This is a genomic window from Maritalea sp. (assembly GCF_047634455.1).
Taxonomy (GTDB): domain Bacteria; phylum Pseudomonadota; class Alphaproteobacteria; order Rhizobiales; family Devosiaceae; genus Maritalea.
The window spans coordinates 37,022-55,093 of sequence record NZ_JBLIAI010000013.1 but is presented as its reverse complement, the minus strand read 5'-3'; the positions used below and the strand labels follow the sequence as shown (position 1 = coordinate 55,093).

At 50.3% G+C, this 18,072-nt stretch carries 16 protein-coding genes and 1 pseudogene; 4 read left to right on the top strand and 13 right to left on the bottom strand.

Features of this window, described 5'->3' with window-relative positions:
* The 4 genes and pseudogenes from ACJAZW_RS05780 to ACJAZW_RS05765 all read right to left on the bottom strand — a co-directional run.
* A pseudogene (locus tag ACJAZW_RS05780) lies at positions 1-863 on the bottom strand (alpha-glucosidase/alpha-galactosidase); the annotation flags it as partial.
* A gap of 2 nt (positions 864-865) precedes the next feature.
* The gene (locus ACJAZW_RS05775; protein ID WP_415155967.1) at positions 866-1,714 is read right to left on the bottom strand and encodes a carbohydrate ABC transporter permease; all 849 of its coding nucleotides are present in this window, start codon (positions 1,712-1,714) and stop codon (positions 866-868) included.
* Between the two features lies 1 nt (position 1,715).
* On the bottom strand, positions 1,716-2,603 hold the full coding sequence (locus ACJAZW_RS05770; protein ID WP_415155965.1) for a carbohydrate ABC transporter permease: 888 nt from the start codon (positions 2,601-2,603) through the stop codon (positions 1,716-1,718).
* A 77-nt stretch (positions 2,604-2,680) separates the two neighbouring features.
* Positions 2,681-3,919 carry an ABC transporter substrate-binding protein gene (locus ACJAZW_RS05765; protein WP_415155963.1) on the bottom strand — a complete coding sequence of 413 codons (1,239 nt, stop codon included), beginning with the start codon at positions 3,917-3,919 and terminating at the stop codon, positions 2,681-2,683.
* Between the two features lie 128 nt (positions 3,920-4,047).
* Here ACJAZW_RS05765 and ACJAZW_RS05760 point away from each other — a divergent pair, with 128 nt between their 5' ends.
* Together ACJAZW_RS05760 and ACJAZW_RS05755 are read left to right on the top strand one after the other, a co-directional pair.
* Positions 4,048-4,830, top strand: a complete 783-nt coding sequence (locus ACJAZW_RS05760; protein ID WP_415155961.1) for an IclR family transcriptional regulator — start codon at positions 4,048-4,050, stop codon at positions 4,828-4,830.
* Positions 4,831-4,856: 26 nt separating this feature from the next.
* Positions 4,857-5,921: an ABC transporter ATP-binding protein gene (locus ACJAZW_RS05755; protein WP_415155959.1), complete on the top strand. Its 1,065-nt coding sequence runs from the start codon at positions 4,857-4,859 to the stop codon at positions 5,919-5,921.
* On the opposite strand, the gene ACJAZW_RS05750 is transcribed toward ACJAZW_RS05755, so the two are convergent.
* From ACJAZW_RS05750 to ACJAZW_RS05715, 8 genes are all read right to left on the bottom strand, one after another.
* The gene (locus tag ACJAZW_RS05750; RefSeq protein WP_415155957.1) at positions 5,918-6,361 is read right to left on the bottom strand and encodes a YaiI/YqxD family protein; all 444 of its coding nucleotides are present in this window, start codon (positions 6,359-6,361) and stop codon (positions 5,918-5,920) included. The two genes, ACJAZW_RS05755 and ACJAZW_RS05750, sit on opposite strands and share 4 nt — an antisense overlap.
* Positions 6,362-6,401: 40 nt before the next feature.
* Positions 6,402-7,625, bottom strand: a complete 1,224-nt coding sequence (locus ACJAZW_RS05745) for an efflux RND transporter periplasmic adaptor subunit (RefSeq protein ID WP_415155955.1) — start codon at positions 7,623-7,625, stop codon at positions 6,402-6,404.
* 3 nt (positions 7,626-7,628) lie between these two features.
* Positions 7,629-9,950: an ABC transporter permease gene (locus tag ACJAZW_RS05740; protein WP_415155953.1), complete on the bottom strand. Its 2,322-nt coding sequence runs from the start codon at positions 9,948-9,950 to the stop codon at positions 7,629-7,631.
* 48 nt (positions 9,951-9,998) lie between these two features.
* Positions 9,999-10,718: an ABC transporter ATP-binding protein gene (locus ACJAZW_RS05735; RefSeq protein WP_415155951.1), complete on the bottom strand. Its 720-nt coding sequence runs from the start codon at positions 10,716-10,718 to the stop codon at positions 9,999-10,001.
* Positions 10,719-10,897: 179 nt separating this feature from the next.
* On the bottom strand, positions 10,898-12,022 hold the full coding sequence (locus ACJAZW_RS05730; protein WP_415155949.1) for an ABC transporter ATP-binding protein: 1,125 nt from the start codon (positions 12,020-12,022) through the stop codon (positions 10,898-10,900).
* A gap of 4 nt (positions 12,023-12,026) precedes the next feature.
* Positions 12,027-12,878, bottom strand: coding sequence for a carbohydrate ABC transporter permease (locus ACJAZW_RS05725; RefSeq protein ID WP_415155971.1), 852 nt, complete (start codon positions 12,876-12,878; stop codon positions 12,027-12,029).
* A 52-nt stretch (positions 12,879-12,930) separates the two neighbouring features.
* Positions 12,931-13,803, bottom strand: coding sequence for a carbohydrate ABC transporter permease (locus tag ACJAZW_RS05720; RefSeq protein WP_415155947.1), 873 nt, complete (start codon positions 13,801-13,803; stop codon positions 12,931-12,933).
* A gap of 68 nt (positions 13,804-13,871) precedes the next feature.
* Entirely contained in the window at positions 13,872-15,116 is a 1,245-nt protein-coding gene (locus ACJAZW_RS05715; protein ID WP_415155945.1) for an ABC transporter substrate-binding protein, read from the bottom strand.
* 226 nt (positions 15,117-15,342) lie between these two features.
* On the opposite strand from ACJAZW_RS05715, the gene ACJAZW_RS05710 reads away from it, so the two are divergent.
* On the top strand, positions 15,343-16,077 hold the full coding sequence (locus ACJAZW_RS05710; RefSeq protein ID WP_415155943.1) for a response regulator transcription factor: 735 nt from the start codon (positions 15,343-15,345) through the stop codon (positions 16,075-16,077).
* Positions 16,064-17,575: an ATP-binding protein gene (locus tag ACJAZW_RS05705; protein ID WP_415155941.1), complete on the top strand. Its 1,512-nt coding sequence runs from the start codon at positions 16,064-16,066 to the stop codon at positions 17,573-17,575. Before ACJAZW_RS05710 ends, ACJAZW_RS05705 begins: the two co-directional genes overlap by 14 nt.
* Before the next feature lie 4 nt (positions 17,576-17,579).
* Here the strand turns inward: ACJAZW_RS05705 and ACJAZW_RS05700 are convergent, their stop codons facing one another.
* Positions 17,580-17,927: a YigZ family protein gene (locus tag ACJAZW_RS05700; protein WP_415155939.1), complete on the bottom strand. Its 348-nt coding sequence runs from the start codon at positions 17,925-17,927 to the stop codon at positions 17,580-17,582.
* Positions 17,928-18,072 lie beyond the last annotated feature (145 nt).

The window sequence follows — 18,072 nt, the reverse complement described above, 5'->3', positions numbered from 1 at the left end:
AACTTTTGTATCAGATCGTCACGACCATTTTTGATGAAGTACGGAGTGTACTCGGCAAAATGCTCACTACTTTCGGTCACAAAATAACCAACTCGATTGAGCATTTCGTAGCGCACAAGATTGGGACAGCGGGGCTGATGGGGATTGGTTTTGGGTTTCAATGTGCCGTTGGCATAACCGGAACGCAGCGCCGGATAGAGGTCTTTATATGAACCGTCTGGCTGGCGTTCCTCAAAATTGAGATAATAGGCCATGTGGTTGATGCCCGCACTTTTGTAACGCAGGTTTTCAACTTTCACATTCAAATCCTCAGCAAGTTCTTTTGCGGTGCCCTGAACAGAATGGCATAGCCCGACATGTTTGATGTCAGGATATTTGGCTGCGATGGCCCAGATATTGATCGCCATTGGGTTCACATAGTTGAGCATCAAAGCATCTGGACACACCGCGCGCATGTCGTCGCAAATTGACCAAAGATGCGGCACGGTGCGCAAACCACGCATAATGCCGCCAATGCCAAGTGTGTCGGCAATGGTTTGGCGCAGGCCGTGTTTTTTTGGGATGTCAAAATCTGTAATCGTGCACGGATCGTAGCCGCCGATTTGGAACGCAACCACGACAAAATCTGCGTCCCGCAGCGCGTCGCGCTGGTTCGTATGCGTTGATATCTGCGCCGCAACATCCATTGAAGATATCATTTTGCGCGCCACAAGCGCAGATTCATCCAAACGGGTTTGGTCGATGTCCATTAGCGCAATATGCGCATCAGACAGCAAAGCGTAGTGCAAGGCGTCACCAATAATATTCTTCATGAATATAGTGGAGCCCGCCCCGATAAAAGCGATTTTCTTGGTCATAGTGATACCTATTTAACAGCGCCGAGCGTCAGGCCCGCGATGAAGTGTTTTTGCATCAAAAAGAACATGGCAACTGGCGGCAGCGCGGCAACGATGGAACCAGCAGACACAAGGTGCCAGGCGGAAACCCACTGCCCGTTGAGGGAGTATAGCCCGGCGGTAATGGGCTGATTGTCAGCACCTTGCGTCAACACTGTTGCCCAGAAATAGTCGTTCCAAATGAAGGTAAAAATCAGCACCGCCAGAGCGGCAATGGCGGGTTTCATCAGCGGCAATACAACATGCCAGAAGATTTGAATTTCGGTGACGCCTTCAACCCGCGCCGCTTCGATCAATTCAAACGGCAGCGCTTTGATAAAGTTACGCATAAACAGGGTGCAAAACCCGGTTTGGAAGGCGATGTGGAACAATGCCAACCCCTGCCACGTATTATAGACGCCCATCTGCAACGTCAGGTCACGAACGGGCACCATCAGGATTTGAAACGGTACGAAATTGCCCGCAACAAACAGAAAGAAAATCGGCAAGTTGCTTTTGAATTTATAAACTGCCAGCGCAAAGCCCGTCATGCACGAGAGTGCGACGGCACCAATCACCGTTGGGATTGTTACCTTAAAACTGTTGAGCAGATATTGGCCAATCGGCGTGTTGGTGAAAATCGCCGTGTAGTTTTCGATCAGATTGAACGAGGTTGGCCAACCCCAATAATTGCCCGCATTGATATCTCCGGCAGAGCGGATTGAGGTCAGCGCGACGGCGATCAAGGGCAGCAGCCAAACGATCAGAGTAATCGGCAGCGCGACTTGATAGCCGATACGCACTTTTGCAGAGGTTTTTTCAACTGGCGTTGGAAACATCTTAGTGCCCTCTCTCGTCGCGGTACATTTTGTACAAGAACCCGGAAATATAGACCATCATGATCAGGAACAGCACCACAGCAATCGCTGCGCCATAGCCCATGCGGAAACCATATTCTGAGAAGGCCTGTTCATACATGTAGAAGGCGAGCACGCGAGACGAGCCCCATGGTCCGCCTGCGGTCATGATGGAGATCAGATCGAACGAGCGCAGCGCGCCGATGATGGTCACAACAAGCGCAATAAACGTTGCCGGACGAAGTTGGGGCAATATGATGTACCACAGCATTTTCCAGCTTTTTGCGTTGTCGAGCCGCGCGGCTTCAATCTGTTCAGGATCAACAGCATTGAGGCCGGTTAAATAAAGGATCATGCAATAGGCAGTTTGTGGCCAAAGGCCAGCTGCGATGATGCCGTAGGTGACAAAACGTTCGTCAGCAAGTACAGCGATTGGTTCAATTCCAATCGCGCCAAGCGCAACGTTTAAAAGACCGAAGCTGGGGTCATAAAACCAAGAGAATACGAGGCCGACCACCACTTGTGAAATCACGAATGGAAAGAAAAACATGGATTTATAGATGCGAATGCCGCGCACTGTTTGGTTAAGGAACAAAGCCACAAACAAGCCAGCTGGAATGGCCAAAAGATAGAGAACGAGCCAGATAATATTGTTCTTGAGCGACGTGTAAAAAGATTCGTCGTCGAGCAGTTCAACATAGTTGCCCATGCCAACCCATGTCTTTTCACCCAACCCGTCCCAATCAAAAAAACTGATCTGGATCGAGCCAAAAATCGGATAGACAACATAGATCGAAAACATCGCAATGCCGGGCAAAAGGAAAAGCCAAGGCGCGATAGTTTGTTGGTTCTTTTTCCAGAAAGCTTGCATAGCGACACATCCAATTATGGGGTGAGCAGAGTTCCCGCGCACCTTGGCGCGCGGGAATAATTCAGTTCAGCTTAGCGTTATTTATATACGCGAGCGCGAACTTTTTCGAGACGCTCAAGGATTGCATCCAAGCGGTCTGGTTTTACCATGAACTCTTGGAAACCTTCCATGCCCGCTTTGGCCATTTCAGCTGGTGCGTCACGGTCAAAGAATTGTGCGATACCACCGGTTGTTCCTGACAACATTTTGCTGCCCGCTTGCAAGAATTTGTCGTCGCCAACAATTGATTGGTTGTTCACTGGAAGTTGACCAAGCGTATTGTTGATCTCAGTTTGAACGTCCGCACGCGCCAAATATGCGAGGAATTTCTTCGCATCTTCTTTGTTTTTGGCGTTTGCTGGAATGTGAATGGTGTCTGTTGGTGCTTCTTCAGCCATTGGCACATCTGGGTTGATCATAGGGAACTGGAAGAACCCGATTTGATCGTCTGTCAGACCTGCTTCACGCAAAGGCGCAACCGCAAAGTTACCCATCACATACATGGCCGCATCACCCTGCACCATTGGTGCAAGTGCTTCTTGCCATGAGTAGGCTGCGTGGTTTTCTAGGAAGAAGTTGCCATCAAGCAATTCTTTCCAGTTGGCCATGGTTGCGCGAACACGCTCGTCCGTCCAAGCCACTTCGCCTTTTGTGAGTGCCATGTGGAAATCATAGCCGTTGGTCCGCAAGTTCAGGTAATCGAACACGCCGCCAGCGGTCCATAGATATTTGGTGCCGATTGTGATTGGCGTTATCCCTGCAGCGTTAAGTGTTGCGCCTGCAGCTTTGAACTCTTCCCAGTTTGTTGGGACAGCGATGTTGTTCGCTTCAAAGATGTCTTTGCGGTAGTAAACGCCCCATTGGTAATAGGTGTATGGAACACCCCATTTTTTACCATCAATGGTCATTGAACCCGCAGCAGATGCCAAAGATTCATTTAGACCATTGTCTGCCCAAACGTCGTCAACAGCTTCAAAAAGACCTGCATTAACGTAAGGCAACATGCGGTTACCAGCATACCAGTTCGCCAAATCAGGCGCATCAGCCGTCAAAAAGTTGCGAATTGAGGTTTTGTAACCTTCGTGGTCAAACAGGTTCCACGTTACCGTTACATCTGGGTTTTCAGCTTTAAAGCCGTCAATGACCGCTTGAAATGCTGCTTTTGGTGCCGGATCTGAAGTATCCGTGTTGATGACCAGCTCACCTGCAAATGCTGTGGTCGACATTAGCGCCGCCGCAAGCATCACGGATATACCGCGTCCTAGTAGATGTTTCATTGGTTTTACCTCCCGATTGGTTCCAACATATGAAACTTAGTTTTAACTATTGAAATTATTGTTCGTTAATCCTATTGTTGTCAACAGGGTCGTTGCGTAAAAGATGAAAAAACGACGAGGGGTATAAAATGAGCAGCCAAGCAAACAAAGACGGCACGGTCGGTAAGGCATTGGAAATATTGGATGATGTCGCCGCGTTTGGTCGCCCTGTGCGGTTCAATGATCTGCTTGCAGATTCCAAGCACCCCAAGGCCACGCTTTATCGATTGATGCAAACGCTCACCAATCAGGGCATGCTCGACTATAATCCAGACCATCAAACCTATTCGCCGGGTGTGCGGCTGGTGCGGCTGGCCCATTCTGCATGGCAGCAATCTTCGCTGGCCCCGATCGCAAAAATCGCCATCGACAAACTGTCAACCGGACTGGGGCAAACCATTCACCTAGCGCAGCTCGACAATGGCCAAGTGCTCTATGTCGACAAGCGTGACGCCAATCGCCCGATTGAAATGTTCAGCCAAGCTGGGAAAATTGGACCGGGTTATTGCACGGGCGTCGGCAAAGCTATGTTAGCTTTCTTGGACGATGATCTGCGCGCAAAGGCGCTGGCGCAGCAAGCATTTTACGCGTTTACCGACAACACGATAACTGACTGCGAAACACTGAATGCTGAACTGAGCGTTATCCGCAAAACCGGTGTTTCATTTGACCGCGAAGAGCACGAACCGAGCATTATTTGCGTTGCAGTGCCGATTTTGGCGCTATCTGGTCGCGTGCTCGGTGGCTTGTCCGTCACCAGCTCAACCAACCGCACCAATTTGGACGAGCTAAAAGAATTCGCGCCGCAAATGAAACGCGCGGCGAAAGAAATCGCGACTGCTTCTGAAAATTGGCAGTTCCCTAATCACTAACCAATCAAGATCCATCGGGAGGATTCATGTCTGGTGTAAAAATAGCAAATGCTATTAAAAAATACGAAGCCGTTCAGGTTATTCACGGCGTTGATTTGCAAGTTGAGGACGGCGAATTTTGCGTTTTCGTTGGCCCATCGGGCTGCGGCAAATCCACACTTTTGCGCATGATCGCAGGACTTGAAGAAACCACTTCAGGCACCATTCAGATTGGCGACCGTGATGTAACGACCGCTGACCCTGCAGATCGTGGTGTCGCGATGGTTTTTCAAACCTACGCGCTTTATCCACATATGAGTGTGGAACAAAATATGGGCTTTGGCCTAAAAATGAATGGCGTTCCCAAGGCTGAAATTAAAAGGAAAGTGAACGAAGCGTCACAAATCCTCAAGCTTGACGACTATTTGGACCGAAAACCAAAAGCATTATCGGGCGGGCAGCGCCAGCGCGTTGCCATTGGTCGCGCGATTGTGCGCGGACCCGAAGTGTTTTTGTTCGATGAACCACTGTCTAACCTAGACGCTGAATTGCGCGTCGAGATGCGGGTCGAATTGGCCCGGTTGCACAAAGAAATTGGTGCAACCATGATCTATGTGACCCACGACCAAGTGGAAGCGATGACATTGGCCGACAAAATTGTGGTGTTGCGCGCGGGCAATGTGGAGCAAGTTGGCTCCCCGATGCAGCTCTACAAAAACCCAGACAACAAATTTGTGGCGGGCTTTATCGGATCACCGGGCATGAATTTTCTTGATGCCGTGGCGGGTGACGGTTCAGTTTCTGCGTCGGCCCTTGGCAGTGGCGACATCAAAACAGCGGCTAAACTTCCAGAAGCAGGTTCAAGTGTGACATTGGGTGTTCGTCCGCAACATATAACCCTTGATGCACAAGGCACGGGTTTGACAGTTGATCTGGTCGAGCACCTAGGCGGCGTCACTTACATCTATCTCAACGCTGCAAACGGCGAACGCATTATTGTTGAAGCAAGCGCAGAAGTTGATGCGCCTAAACTTGGCGCCAATGTTTCGGTGCGGTTTGATGCTGAAAACGTCATGCTTTTTGACACCACAACAGAACAGCGTATTCGTTAAACAGCAGCTGCTAAAAATCGGTCCAGCGCTTGCAAAAAGTTGGACCGATCCGCTTTTGTGAAGCCGGGATTGTATCCCTTGATTTCACCACTCTCGCGCAAATCCTGTTTAAGCCCCCGCATCGCAATGGCCATGCCGATATTCTCGTCAGTAAACGGTTTGCCTGTGGGGCCGAGTACCCTCGCCTTTTTGTCCAAACAGCGTTGGGCCAAAGGAATATCGGAGGTGACGGCAACATCGCCCGCGCTAATATTCTCCGCAATCCAATCATCTGCCACATCAGCCCCGTGCGGCACGATGACGTGTTGGATCATCGGGTCACGTGACGGACGTAACCCGCCATTCGACACGATCACGACTGCCACATTGTAACGCTCAGCCACGCGGATAATTTCGTCTTTTACCGGGCATGCGTCGCCATCAACATAAATCTTTATCATGACGATCTTTTATCTATTGGTTCAGTTGTTGGCCAGCACCCTATTGCACAAAACGTTGTTCAACAGCCGCGCCCTCCACAAGATTTGCACCGGGATAAAGAATGATGGTTTCAGCCTCGCTTAAACCGTCAAGCACCTGTGCCTGCAACCCGTTATTTTGACCAATCTCTACATTGCGTTTGCTGGCTTTGCCATCTTGCACCGTAAACACCGCCCATTCATTTGCTTCGCGGAACAAAGCGCTTGATGGCACCACCAATGCGTTTTGATCTTCCCACACGACAATCTTGACCTCAACGCGATATCCATGACCCAGGCTTTGGCGTTTCTGCCATGGGTCAGTGAATTCAATTACCGCACCCACGCGCTGCTCTTCGACGCCCAGCGCTGAATATTTGGTGAACCCCCAAGGGTCGATGCGCGTTACAATGCCACCCAACTGGTTTTGGCCGCCCCAATTGTCAACGATCACGCGATCATCAATTTGTACTTTCACCGCATCGCTCGACAAAAGCTCCACAAGGATTTCCATGCCATTAGATGTGTCGCCAATTTCAAGCACCGGCGCGCCTGCAGGCAATGTGGTTTCGCTTTCTTGCATCACCCGCAGCACACGACCTGAGACCGGTGCGCGCAGGGGAATTGAAGCAGCACCCCGACTAACAGACGGATTTCCCTGATCGTTGAAACCAATCAACTGCGCGCGCGCATTGGCCAAATCAGCCTCGCGCATTGAGATCGCAGCCACCGCTGTATCAAGTGCTGCATCCGCGGAGCGGGCAACACTTTTCGCCCGGTCATAGGCGGCACGAGAAACGACTTCTTTTTCAAATAACTGCTTTGATCGTTGCAAATCCAAATCCGACAAATCTTTGTCGGCAATTGCCCTATTGTGTTCGGCAACTGCCAATTGCAGCGCTGCTTCCGCCGCTTTTACCGCCGCCAACGCTTGTTCACGGGTGCGCACATCCAGCGCAGCGGGATTTGTTGGCAGCATGCTGGCGATAATAGATGTACCGCCAATAACCATTGCCCCTGGCTCCACTTCAACGCGTTGCAAGCGACCAGCTACCGGGGTGGAAACAGTATAAACATCTTTCACCCGCGTTTTTGCGTCCTCATCAATGGTGACAATCATATGAGCGCGCTCAACAAGGCCAAAATCGACCGAAATGGGTTTTGGCCAGAATGCATATGTCAGCGCACCAGCGACGCCAACGATTACCAGAAGGATAATCCAATTGCGTGATTTTCTTTTGGCCATGTTCTACTCCCTAGTCTTAAGGGCTGAGACGAGATCAAGCTCGTCCATGTTTCTTTTTACCATCCAGCCGGAAAAAATCGAAGATATGAGCACGGCAACGCCCGCCGTGCCAAATGCCTCCGGTTGGAGTTGATTTGGAATTTGATAAAGGTCGGTCGAGAACCCTTCGACAATTGCAATGTTCAACCCTAGGCCAAACACAATGCCGATGGGTACGGCTATTAAAACCATGATCGCAAGTTCGCCAAGCAAAACGAAAGCGGTTTCGCCCTTCGTGAAGCCGATCACGCGCAAACTGGCAAGATCACGGGCGCGCTCGGCAAAAGCAATGCGGGCGCTGTTGTAAACAATGCCAAAAGTGATGATGGCTGCGATGAAACTCATTACATAGCGCATGGACCCTGCGCTTTGATCCATCAATATTTCAAACGCTGCCCGGGATGTTGATTTCAAACTCGCGCCAGCAATCACCGGCATGGCCTTGAGCGCTTCATAGAGCGGGGTTTGGTATTTCTTATCGATTTGCAAATAGGCACCGCTGATTTGTTTTGGCTGTTTGAGCGCCCGATTGAGCGCATCAATCTGCAAATAGGCGGGCGCGCCGGACAATGTCTCTGCAATGCCAACAATGGGCAGTTGAAGAATTGGCCGTTCCCCGTCTTGCACTTCAATGGTCATCATTTGTCCTGGCGAAATGGCGAGTTTCTTGGCAAGTGATTTTGCGATGATAATCCCATCTTCGCGCAACGTGATGGGGTTCAAGTCTTTATCAACGGCACGATATTGCAGCGGATTGGCGATGAGCCCGGTAACCGCGCCTTTGTGTGAATATAATCCATTGCGCATGATTACCGGCACGATGCGAAAAGGCTCGACATGTGCGACCCCTTCCAGGCTACGCAATTCGTTCAAGGTGTCGCTCGATCGCAACGCAGCAAAAACCACCGTCATGTCGGAGCGATCAACATAGTCAAATGTTTGATCAACAATGGAAGTAAATGTCATCATCAACCCAATTGAAGCGGCAGATAGCCCCATGCCAGCCCCAATGCCCAACGCCGCGCCGAATGTCCGCCCGGGGTGACGCGCGACCCGCCGCAGAACCATACGTGTTGGTTGGTCAAATATGCGTTTTATGCTGCCCATAAATCCGCCGGCTCGAGAATAATCTGAGGGCGCTGGTGGACGCATGGCAACTGCTGGGGTCAGGGCGAAGACGTTGCGCAACACGAACAAAGCGCCTGCGGATGCGGTAAAAACGCTCACAAGAATACCAATCACGAATGCCTGCGGGTCAACGCGAAACACAAGGAACGGGAATTTATAAAATTGCTGGAACAGGTCGGCGTAGCTGCGCCCAACCATCACGCCTATAAGACAGCCAACCAGCGCGCCACCAATTGCAATTGCCAACACAAATTTGAAATAGTGTGTACTCACCTCCAACGACGAGTAACCAAAGGCTTTTAGAAGCCCGATTTGTTCGCGCTCTGATTGGATCATCCGCGAAATCACAATATTGAGCAAAAACGCAGCGATCGCCAAAAAGATTGGGGGCAGAATTTTTTGTTGCGCGGCGATCCCTTTGATTTCCTCAGACAGGAAACGGTTTGAGGGTTGATCCTCCAACCCATATGCACCAGTGCCACCAAAATTTGCTAAAACTTGATCCACCCTATCCAATATTTGCGGTAATTTCGCATCGCGCGTTAGCGAAAACAGAGCCTCATTGAATGCGCCTTTAAGGTCGAAGGCTGCACCAAGGCTGGTTTCACTCATCCACAATACCGCAAAACGCTTGTCGTCCGGCGCGAGTTCGCCCGGTGCCATTGAAATCAAAAACTCTGGCGACTGCGCAAGACCTGCAATCTCGAGCTTGCGACGTGCGCCGTTAATGGTTGCAGAAATGGTATCACCGGGCTTGAGATTGTGTGCTTTTGCGAAAGATCGCAGCAAGAGAACTTGATCTTCTTTATTCTGCTCTATCGGCTTGCCTTCCGCCAAATAAACATCGTTCAAGCGCGCAGCACCATGATCCGGCAACGAAACGATGGCCGCCGTGATGGGCACATCTTCTTGGGGCAAATTGATTAGCCCACCGCCCCTTATTCGGCCTAAAACACTATCGACGCCCGGAATGGCCGCAAGACGGGTCAACAAATGTTTGGGCGCACGCACAGCCGGTGCATAAACCTCTGCGAGCCGATAACGATCATAATAAGCTGTTTTGGTTTGGTTCAGTGAATTGAACAAACCATCCATCATCACCAGCACCACAACGCCAACGGCAATCACAAGACCAATGGCGGTCGCCTGCATTTTCATGCGCCCGAGGTCTCTTACCAGTTTTTTATCGAGGACTGAAAACATGGGTTACCACTCTATCTCATCTGCGGTGAGTTTGGTGGTGTTTTCAATAACTTCGCGTACATCGCCGTCAGCGAAATGGATCACACGATCTGCCATTGCAGCGGTTGCTGCGGCATGGGTCACAATCATCACTGTGGTGCCCAAATCCTGATTGACGCTTTGCAACACATTGAGCACGGATCGGCCCGTCGTGCTGTCCAGCGCGCCCGTCGGTTCATCGCAAAACATCACTGTGGGTTGTTTGGCAACGGCGCGGGCTATGGCGACGCGCTGTTGTTCTCCACCAGACAGCTGAGCTGGGAAATGATTGATCCGCTCTTTTAAACCCACCAGAAACAGTGCTTCTTCGGCAGACATCGGGTCATCTGAAATCTCAGTGACCAATTCCACATTTTCTTTGGCGGTCAGGCTGGGCATGAGGTTATAAAACTGGAAAACAAACCCCACATGATGGCGACGATAAAGCGTGAGCGCCCGCTCGTTCATCGTGGTCAATTCACGGTCAAAGAAGTGCGCGGTGCCGCTTGTTGCATCGTCAAGACCGCCCAAAATATTCAGCAAAGTAGATTTGCCGCTGCCCGAAGGACCAAGCAGCACCACCATTTCGCCTGTTGGAATGGAAATATCCACACCACGCAGCGCGTGCACAGCTGCGGCCCCCTCCCCATAGGTCTTGGTGAGACCTTGGGTGCGAAAAGCCGTTTGGCCGTTCATTTGGTGCATATGAGACCCTACCGAATTAGCTTAGGCATACGTTAGGGTAGAAGTATGGCCCCGCATATGACTGAAATCAAATGGCAGGTCCATTACGGGACACTGATTTGTGGAAAATCAGATAAAAATGCCGGGCAGATTGGAGGAAACCTGCCCGGCATAACGTCTTTGGGAGTTGACGTTGGAATTTAGGCGATGCGCGCACCACTGCCTGGTTCAAATACTGAAGCTTTGGTGAGATCAAACGCGAGGGAAGCGTTCTGTCCTGCCACAACTTCAGCATCAGCACGCAAACGCGCCGTAACTTGTTTTCCACCCAAATTGGTCACAACAAACGTGTCGGACCCAGCTGGTTCAACCACATCAATCTGACAATCTGCAAGTTGGCCGCCATCGGTTACGATGCTAAGTGGGTCTGTGATGTTCTCAGGCCGCAGCCCCAAAATCACTTCTTTAGCGCCACTTCCATTCATGCCTGCAATTTCACGGTCAAAGTTGAGGACCAAGTTTTCTGCACCATCGCGTGAAATGGCAATTTGCGTGCCATTTTTAGACGCCGTTGCATGCGCTGGAATGAGGTTCATCGATGGCGACCCCATAAAATCAGCAACAAACATATTGGCTGGGTGATTATAGATCTCATTTGGCGTGCCCACTTGCTGGATCACCCCGTCTTTCATCACCACAATTTTTGTCGCCAACGTCATCGCTTCGATTTGGTCATGCGTCACATAAACAATCGATGCGCCAAGGGTTTGGTGCAAGCGTTTGATTTCTGTGCGCATTTCCACTCGAAGTTTGGCATCCAGATTAGACAATGGTTCATCGAACAAGAACAGTTGCGGATCACGGACCAACGCACGGCCCATAGCCACCCGTTGGCGTTGACCGCCAGACAATTGCGAAGGTTTGCGGTCGAGCAGATGATCGATTTGCAACAGCCCGGCAACTTCAGCGAGTTTTTTCTGTTGTTCTGCCTCAGAAATACCCCGCACTTTCATGCCGAACGTGATGTTTTTACCCACGGTCATTGTTGGGTACAGCGCGTAGGATTGGAACACCATCGCAATATCGCGGTCTTTTGGCGAAACGCCAATCATTGAGCGACCGCCAATATTGATCTCACCGCCTGAGGATTCTTCGAGCCCCGCGATACAGTTGAGCAAGGTAGACTTGCCGCAACCAGATGGACCAACCAGTACCAAAAACTCGCCAGGCTCGATGGACACATTGATGTCTTTAAGAATTTTGACCGAGCCGTAGCTCTTATCGAGATTTTCGATCGACAAAATCTGTTGTTTGGTTTCTGTCATCAGATTATCCCTTCACAGAACCAGCGGTTAGACCGCGGATAAAATATTTTCCGGCTACGACATAAACAATGAGGGTTGGCAGAGCGGCGATAATCGCGGCGGCCATATCAACATTGTATTCTTTGACGCCAGTTGTTGAGTTCACGATGTTATTGAGCGCAACGGTGATGGGTTGCGTACCCGCTTGGCTGAACGACACACCAAACAAGAAGTCGTTCCAAATTTGCGTGAACTGCCAAATTACGGTCACCACGATAATTGGAGGCGAGATGGGCAAGAAGATTGAGTAGAAAATTCTAAAGAACCCTGCCCCATCAACTTTTGCAGCTTTCACCAGTTCTTGTGGCACGGTGACGTAGAAGTTGCGGAAAAACAGCGTTGTAAAGCCGATCCCGTACACCACGTGCACTAAGACCAAACCGCCAATTGAACCTGCGAGTTTCAGTTTGCCCAAGACAATTGCCATCGGCAAAATAACGACCTGAAACGGGATGAAACAACCGAACAGCATTAAAGCAAACAAGACGTTCGAGCCTTTGAAGCGCCACTGTGCAAGCACATACCCGTTTACCGCGCCGAGCAAAGTCGAAAGAAACACGGCAGGTACGGACAGCAAAACGGAGTTCCAGAAGAATGGCTGCAAACCGTCGCATTGGATGCCCGTACAAGCGCCAGACCACGCTGTTGCCCAAGACGAGAAATCTATCTCGCGCGGCAGGGATAATAGTGAGCCGGAGCGAATTTCGTCTAGGCTTTTCAAGGATGTGGTCAACATCACAAAAAGCGGCATCAGATAGTAAAGCGCGAACACGATAAGCATGGCGTAAAGGCCAAAGCGTAATGCAATGCGTTGCATCAACCGCACACGAGCGGCGCTTTTTTCAGACTGAACGCTATTCATTGAAATATCAGTCATGGCGTGATCTCAGTTCTGAATAAAGGTATGGAACGATGATCGCGGTGACGATGACCATCATGACCGTTGCCGACGACGCAGCTTGCCCGATATCGCCGCGCGAAAACGCCATTGCATACATGAAGGTTGCTGGCATGTCCGTGGCATAGCCCGGTCCACCGCCTGTCAACGCAATCACCAAATCGAAACTCTTAATCGCTAAGTGCGAGAGCACGATGAAAGCAGACAAGAAGATCGGCGCCATCGACGGGATAATGATGCTCATATAAATACGCGGTGTTGAAACACCATCGACCATTGCGGCACGTATCACCTCACCATCGACCGAACGTAAGCCAGCCAAAAACAGAGCCATCACAAAGCCGGATGATTGCCAGACCCCAGCAATAACCACCGTGTAAATTGCCATGTTAGGGTCAACCAGCCAATTGAAGGTGAAGTCGGTCCAGCCTAGGTCGCGCACGACGGCTTGAATGCCAAGACCGGGGTTCAAAATCCATTTCCAAGCGGTACCTGTAACAATGAAGCTCAGGGCCATTGGGTAGAGATAGATTGTGCGTAGTGGGCCTTCGGTGCGGATTTTTTGATCCAGCAAAATTGCTAGTGTCAAGCCAATGACGGTAGCAAAAAGAATGAACAAGATGCCAAATATGGCCAAATTCGTTAGGGCGACTTCAAAGCGTGGCGAATCCGCCAAGCGTTCATATTGGATGGTGCCTTTAAGATCATATTTCGGCAAAAGCTTTGATCGGGTGAAGGACACATAAGCGGTCCATATGATAAACCCATAAACAAAGACCAATATTGCTATGAAGCTTGGGGCCAGCACCATCTTGGGTGCGTGTTTTTCAAGCCAGTCGGTCATTAGTTTGCTCCAAGAGTTCGCCCACGCGGCACATTGTGGCCGCGTGGACGAGTTGTTTCAGTGTACGATTATAAAGAGTTTGCCACTGCTTGGGCCAATGCTGCAACAGCGTCTTCTGAACTCATGTCTGAGTTGAAGTGTGCTGTGACCACATCGGTGATCGCGCCAGCTTGTGCACTGCGAAGTGCCATGCCGTGTGCATAGCTTGGCAACAAGAAGCCTTGATCGATTGCAGTGTTCAAGTCTGCATTTGATTGACGACCACAGAACTCAAATTCGTCCATTGGAACGTCCAAACGAGCAGGTACTGACCCTTTGTTCAGGTTGAACACTTTTTGGAAGTTGCTGCCCATGACCAATTTGGCAAGGAGCTGTTGACCAGCGATAGCATCTTCACCGTCTACGTTGAAGAACGCAAAGCTATCGACGTTGTAAAGGTAAGCGCCACCTGATGGTGAGGTACAAGTGAAGTCTTTGCCCGGCACTTTGCCAGCGGCCATAAATTCGCCTTTAGCCCAGTCACCCATGATTTGGAATGCAGCTTCACCATTGATTACCATTGCAGTTGCAAGGTTCCAATCGCGACCAGAGAAGTTGTCGTCAACGTAGCCACGCATAACACGCATTTGGTCGAAAACCGCTTTCATTTGATCTGATTTCAGCGTGTCCATGTCGAGTTCAATGAACGCTTTGCGGAAGAATTCTGGCCCACCAAGACCAACAGCAACCGCTTCAAACATTGTCGCATCTTGCCAAGCTTGGCCACCATGTGCCAATGGCGTAATGCCCATGCCTTGGAGTTTTTCAGCAGCGGCATTGAATTCCGCCCAGTTGGTTGGGGCGTCTATGCCTGCGTCAGCAAGAATTTTTGAGTTGCCCCAGATCCAGTCCACGCGGTGCACGTTAACAGGTGCAGCACAGTAGGCTCCATCACATTTCATTTGGTCCGCAATGGCTTCTGGCAGCAACTCATCCCAACCTTCAGCTTTTGCAACGGCGTCGATATTGCCGATTGCGCCTTCTTCATACCATTCTTGGATTGAAGGGCCTTTGAGCTGAACAGCCGATGGGGCGTTGCCAGACAAAACGCGAGCGCGCAACGCAGTCATTGCAGCATCACCGCCACCGCCAGCAACTGGCATGTCTGTCCAAGTACCGCCATTTGCGGAAAACTCGTCCTTCAATACTTTAACAGCAGCGGCTTCGCCGCCAGATGTCCACCAGTGAAGCACTTCGGCTTTTGGCTGAGCCATGGCAGCAGTTGCTGACAAGCTAAGTGCCAAAACACTGGTCAAAAGAACTGATTTTTTCATTACATTCCCCTCCCGAGAGAATTTACATCATACCGCGCTAACCCATGTCAGCGAAGTTGAATTGAAAAGAGATTGCAACGCTCATTAGATCAATATGGAATCGTACGTATTTGGTCGCTGTCGGCGGGTTTTATGTCACAAATGTTACGCCCTGTTACATTCGGGCTTGGCTTGTTACAATTTGTTACTCAATATCCGCCACATGTGAGTGAACAAAGGAGTAAACATGGCCATTCGCCGGATTCTGGTTATTGATGACGATCCTGATGTCTGCGCGATGCTCAAGCAATATTTGACCCGCGAAGGCTACGCTGTGGAGAGCGCCCAGACGACGCAAGCTGCAATGGGTATTGTCGCCCAGCGAAGAGTTGATCTGATTTTTCTGGATGTCATGCTTGGTGACGAATCAGGTTTTGATGTTTGCAAAAAACTTCGCGCTGACAATACGGTGCCAATCATCTTCTTGTCGGCACTGTCGGCCGATCACCATCGTCTAACCGGCTACCAGATGGGCGGTGACGACTATATCGCCAAGCCGTTTAATCCAGGCTTACTGCTGGCGCGCGTTAGAGCCGTCTTTAGACGCACCCACCGCGCGTCTTCCTTAGCCTATCGTCGTGATGCAAGGACATATCAGTTTGATAAATGGACTTTTCGGGGTGACCGAGAAGAATTAGTTGGTGCAGACGGCGTTGAGACCGTTTTGTCAAAACGTGAGACAGCACTTTTGAAGGTCATGCTGGCCAACCCGCAAATCCCGCTGACACGAGAAGAAATCGCAAGTGCCTTGAATGAAGAAGAACCTGAGGAAACGTTGGATGCTCAAGAAAGTCGAGCGATTGATGTGCTGGTCGGCCGATTGCGGCATAAAATTGAAATAAGTGCAAAGGCGCCGAAACTGATCAAAACCATGCGCGGTACGGGCTATCAACTTTGTTGCACCGTAAATGCCGATGATTAATGAGCGATCTGCAAAATCTGGCTGGCTGAGCTGGTTTTTCTCTGCAACCACCATTTCAATTATCATGCTCGGGTTTGCGTTTGTGTGTGGCTTAGCGGCTGCGCTCATGTGGGAGCGGTCGAACAGTTCGTGGCAAACTCATCTGGACAATGCGTTCAATGCCGGCATTGCCCTGTTTGGCACCGTTTCAGAATTACGGTCCCAGCCTAGTCGCACCGCTCAATCCGATATCTTTGAGTTTACAGTAGTTCAACCCGGTAAACTCGATGACACAGATGTTGTAAAACTGCGTTTTGACGTGCCAAATTCAGCAATCTATGAAACCAGCCTGACGCTACGCCCACCAAGTGCTGCAATTACCGCATCGGGCGAACGGGTGGCCGTGCGGATATTCTCGCCACAATTTCAATATTCTGTTTCCGCCATACCTGCGACGAATAACGGGCTGGCATTTCAATTTGGCGAATTATCACGCGGCATTGCCAAACTTTGTTCTGATGCAACGATGTATATCGAACTCGATGATCAGAATTGGCTCAAAGTGAGCGCGCCCAGCATTTGGTCTTGCGCAGCACGGCCCGCCGACCTGCGGTTGCCAGCTTTATTGTTGGCAGCGCTCACATTGGGCATATTGTTTAGCGTTGCGAACGGTTTCTCACAAATGCTCGAACAGCTTGCAAATGATATCAGAACGGCTGCGACCAGCGGTTCAATTGAAGAAATCCCCGAACGAGGGGTCAGCGAAGTAAAGAACTTAACTGCGTCGGTGAATACATTCTTTGCAAATGAGCGCGAACGGCTAGAGCAACGCGCCTTGTTGCTGTCAGGAATTTCGCATGATCTGGGTACGCCTGCAACACGCCTGAAACTGCGCACGGCGCTGATCGAAGATACAATTCTGCGCGATAAGCTTGACCGAGACATCGACCAAATGACCGACATGATTGATGGCGTTCTTAGCTACACCAGACACGAAATGGACACCGAAGCCCCGCGGAAAATCTCGATGCGATCACTGGTGCAATCCATCGTTGACGACTACCAGGATGTCGACAAACCTGTGTCGCTTGCGGCCCCTGAACAGGTCAACTTGGAACGGCTTGGAAATGTGTTTAGCCAAACCAGCGAGAATACGCACGTTCTGATACGAGACCATCAAAGAGTATTGTGCAAATGCCGCCCCAACGCCATCCGACGAGCGCTGACCAATTTGATTGAGAACGCGCTAAAATATGGCGAAGAGGCCCATGTATCACTGCATGCGACGGCAGATCACTTCACGATTGCGGTAGTCGATCAGGGATCACACACTTTTTTTGAACAACCTGAAAAGCTTCTGGAACCGTTTGTCAGGGGCGAAAATGCCAAATGGACAAAAGGGGCTGGCCTTGGCCTGACAATTACAAACTCGGTGGTCAAAAACCACGGTGGAGCGTTAAAATTTGTGCAGCGACAGGGCGGCTTGGAAGTCAGCATGGAATTGCCGCGGTGGATTTAACAGTTTACACCGCATCCAAATAGGCACGCACGGCCGTTTGTACATGTCGGAAGCGGTCGCCGCCCAGATGTTTGCCACCGTACCAACGGGTTACGACAACGATCTGATTTTCAACATTTTCGCGCTCCAACATCCTGAGAATGATCATACCCGCGCCACTTTCGCCATCATCATTTTTGATGGCACCATCGGCGCAAATCAGCCCCCAACTGTTGTGGGTCGCTTTGGCGAATTTCTTTTGGCGTTTCAGTTCTTTGATGAACGCCTTCGCTTGTTCAGCCGTTTGGCAGTTGCCGCCGGAGACTGCGTATTTTGATCCACGATCGGTTAAGACATTTTCTATGGTGAGCATGCGGCATGTTTAAGCATGCATCAAGATCAGATCAAGCATGGAAGATGAATGGAATTATTGTGGCCGCAACTTCGTGCCGATAAACGATGCATTTTGATGTATCAATCATTTTAATTTGACTTATGAATTAAAGTTGCATTAGATA

What these genes read in the sequence shown, in the direction of transcription:
- ACJAZW_RS05715 (WP_415155945.1), bottom strand. Translation starts at nt 15,116, where the DNA reads ATGAAAAAATCAGTTCTTTTGACCAGTGTTTTGGCACTTAGCTTGTCA.
- ACJAZW_RS05765 (WP_415155963.1), bottom strand. Translation starts at nt 3,919, where the DNA reads ATGAAACATCTACTAGGACGCGGTATATCCGTGATGCTTGCGGCGGCG.
- ACJAZW_RS05740 (WP_415155953.1), bottom strand. Translation starts at nt 9,950, where the DNA reads ATGAAAATGCAGGCGACCGCCATTGGTCTTGTGATTGCCGTTGGCGTT.
- ACJAZW_RS05745 (WP_415155955.1), bottom strand. Translation starts at nt 7,625, where the DNA reads ATGGCCAAAAGAAAATCACGCAATTGGATTATCCTTCTGGTAATCGTT.
- ACJAZW_RS05735 (WP_415155951.1), bottom strand. Translation starts at nt 10,718, where the DNA reads ATGCACCAAATGAACGGCCAAACGGCTTTTCGCACCCAAGGTCTCACC.
- ACJAZW_RS05725 (WP_415155971.1), bottom strand. Translation starts at nt 12,878, where the DNA reads ATGCAACGCATTGCATTACGCTTTGGCCTTTACGCCATGCTTATCGTG.
- ACJAZW_RS05720 (WP_415155947.1), bottom strand. Translation starts at nt 13,803, where the DNA reads ATGACCGACTGGCTTGAAAAACACGCACCCAAGATGGTGCTGGCCCCA.
- ACJAZW_RS05710 (WP_415155943.1), top strand. Translation starts at nt 15,343, where the DNA reads ATGGCCATTCGCCGGATTCTGGTTATTGATGACGATCCTGATGTCTGC.
- ACJAZW_RS05750 (WP_415155957.1), bottom strand. Translation starts at nt 6,361, where the DNA reads ATGATAAAGATTTATGTTGATGGCGACGCATGCCCGGTAAAAGACGAA.
- ACJAZW_RS05705 (WP_415155941.1), top strand. Translation starts at nt 16,064, where the DNA reads ATGCCGATGATTAATGAGCGATCTGCAAAATCTGGCTGGCTGAGCTGG.
- ACJAZW_RS05730 (WP_415155949.1), bottom strand. Translation starts at nt 12,022, where the DNA reads ATGACAGAAACCAAACAACAGATTTTGTCGATCGAAAATCTCGATAAG.
- ACJAZW_RS05770 (WP_415155965.1), bottom strand. Translation starts at nt 2,603, where the DNA reads ATGCAAGCTTTCTGGAAAAAGAACCAACAAACTATCGCGCCTTGGCTT.
- ACJAZW_RS05755 (WP_415155959.1), top strand. Translation starts at nt 4,857, where the DNA reads ATGTCTGGTGTAAAAATAGCAAATGCTATTAAAAAATACGAAGCCGTT.
- ACJAZW_RS05760 (WP_415155961.1), top strand. Translation starts at nt 4,048, where the DNA reads ATGAGCAGCCAAGCAAACAAAGACGGCACGGTCGGTAAGGCATTGGAA.
- ACJAZW_RS05775 (WP_415155967.1), bottom strand. Translation starts at nt 1,714, where the DNA reads ATGTTTCCAACGCCAGTTGAAAAAACCTCTGCAAAAGTGCGTATCGGC.
- ACJAZW_RS05700 (WP_415155939.1), bottom strand. Translation starts at nt 17,927, where the DNA reads ATGCTCACCATAGAAAATGTCTTAACCGATCGTGGATCAAAATACGCA.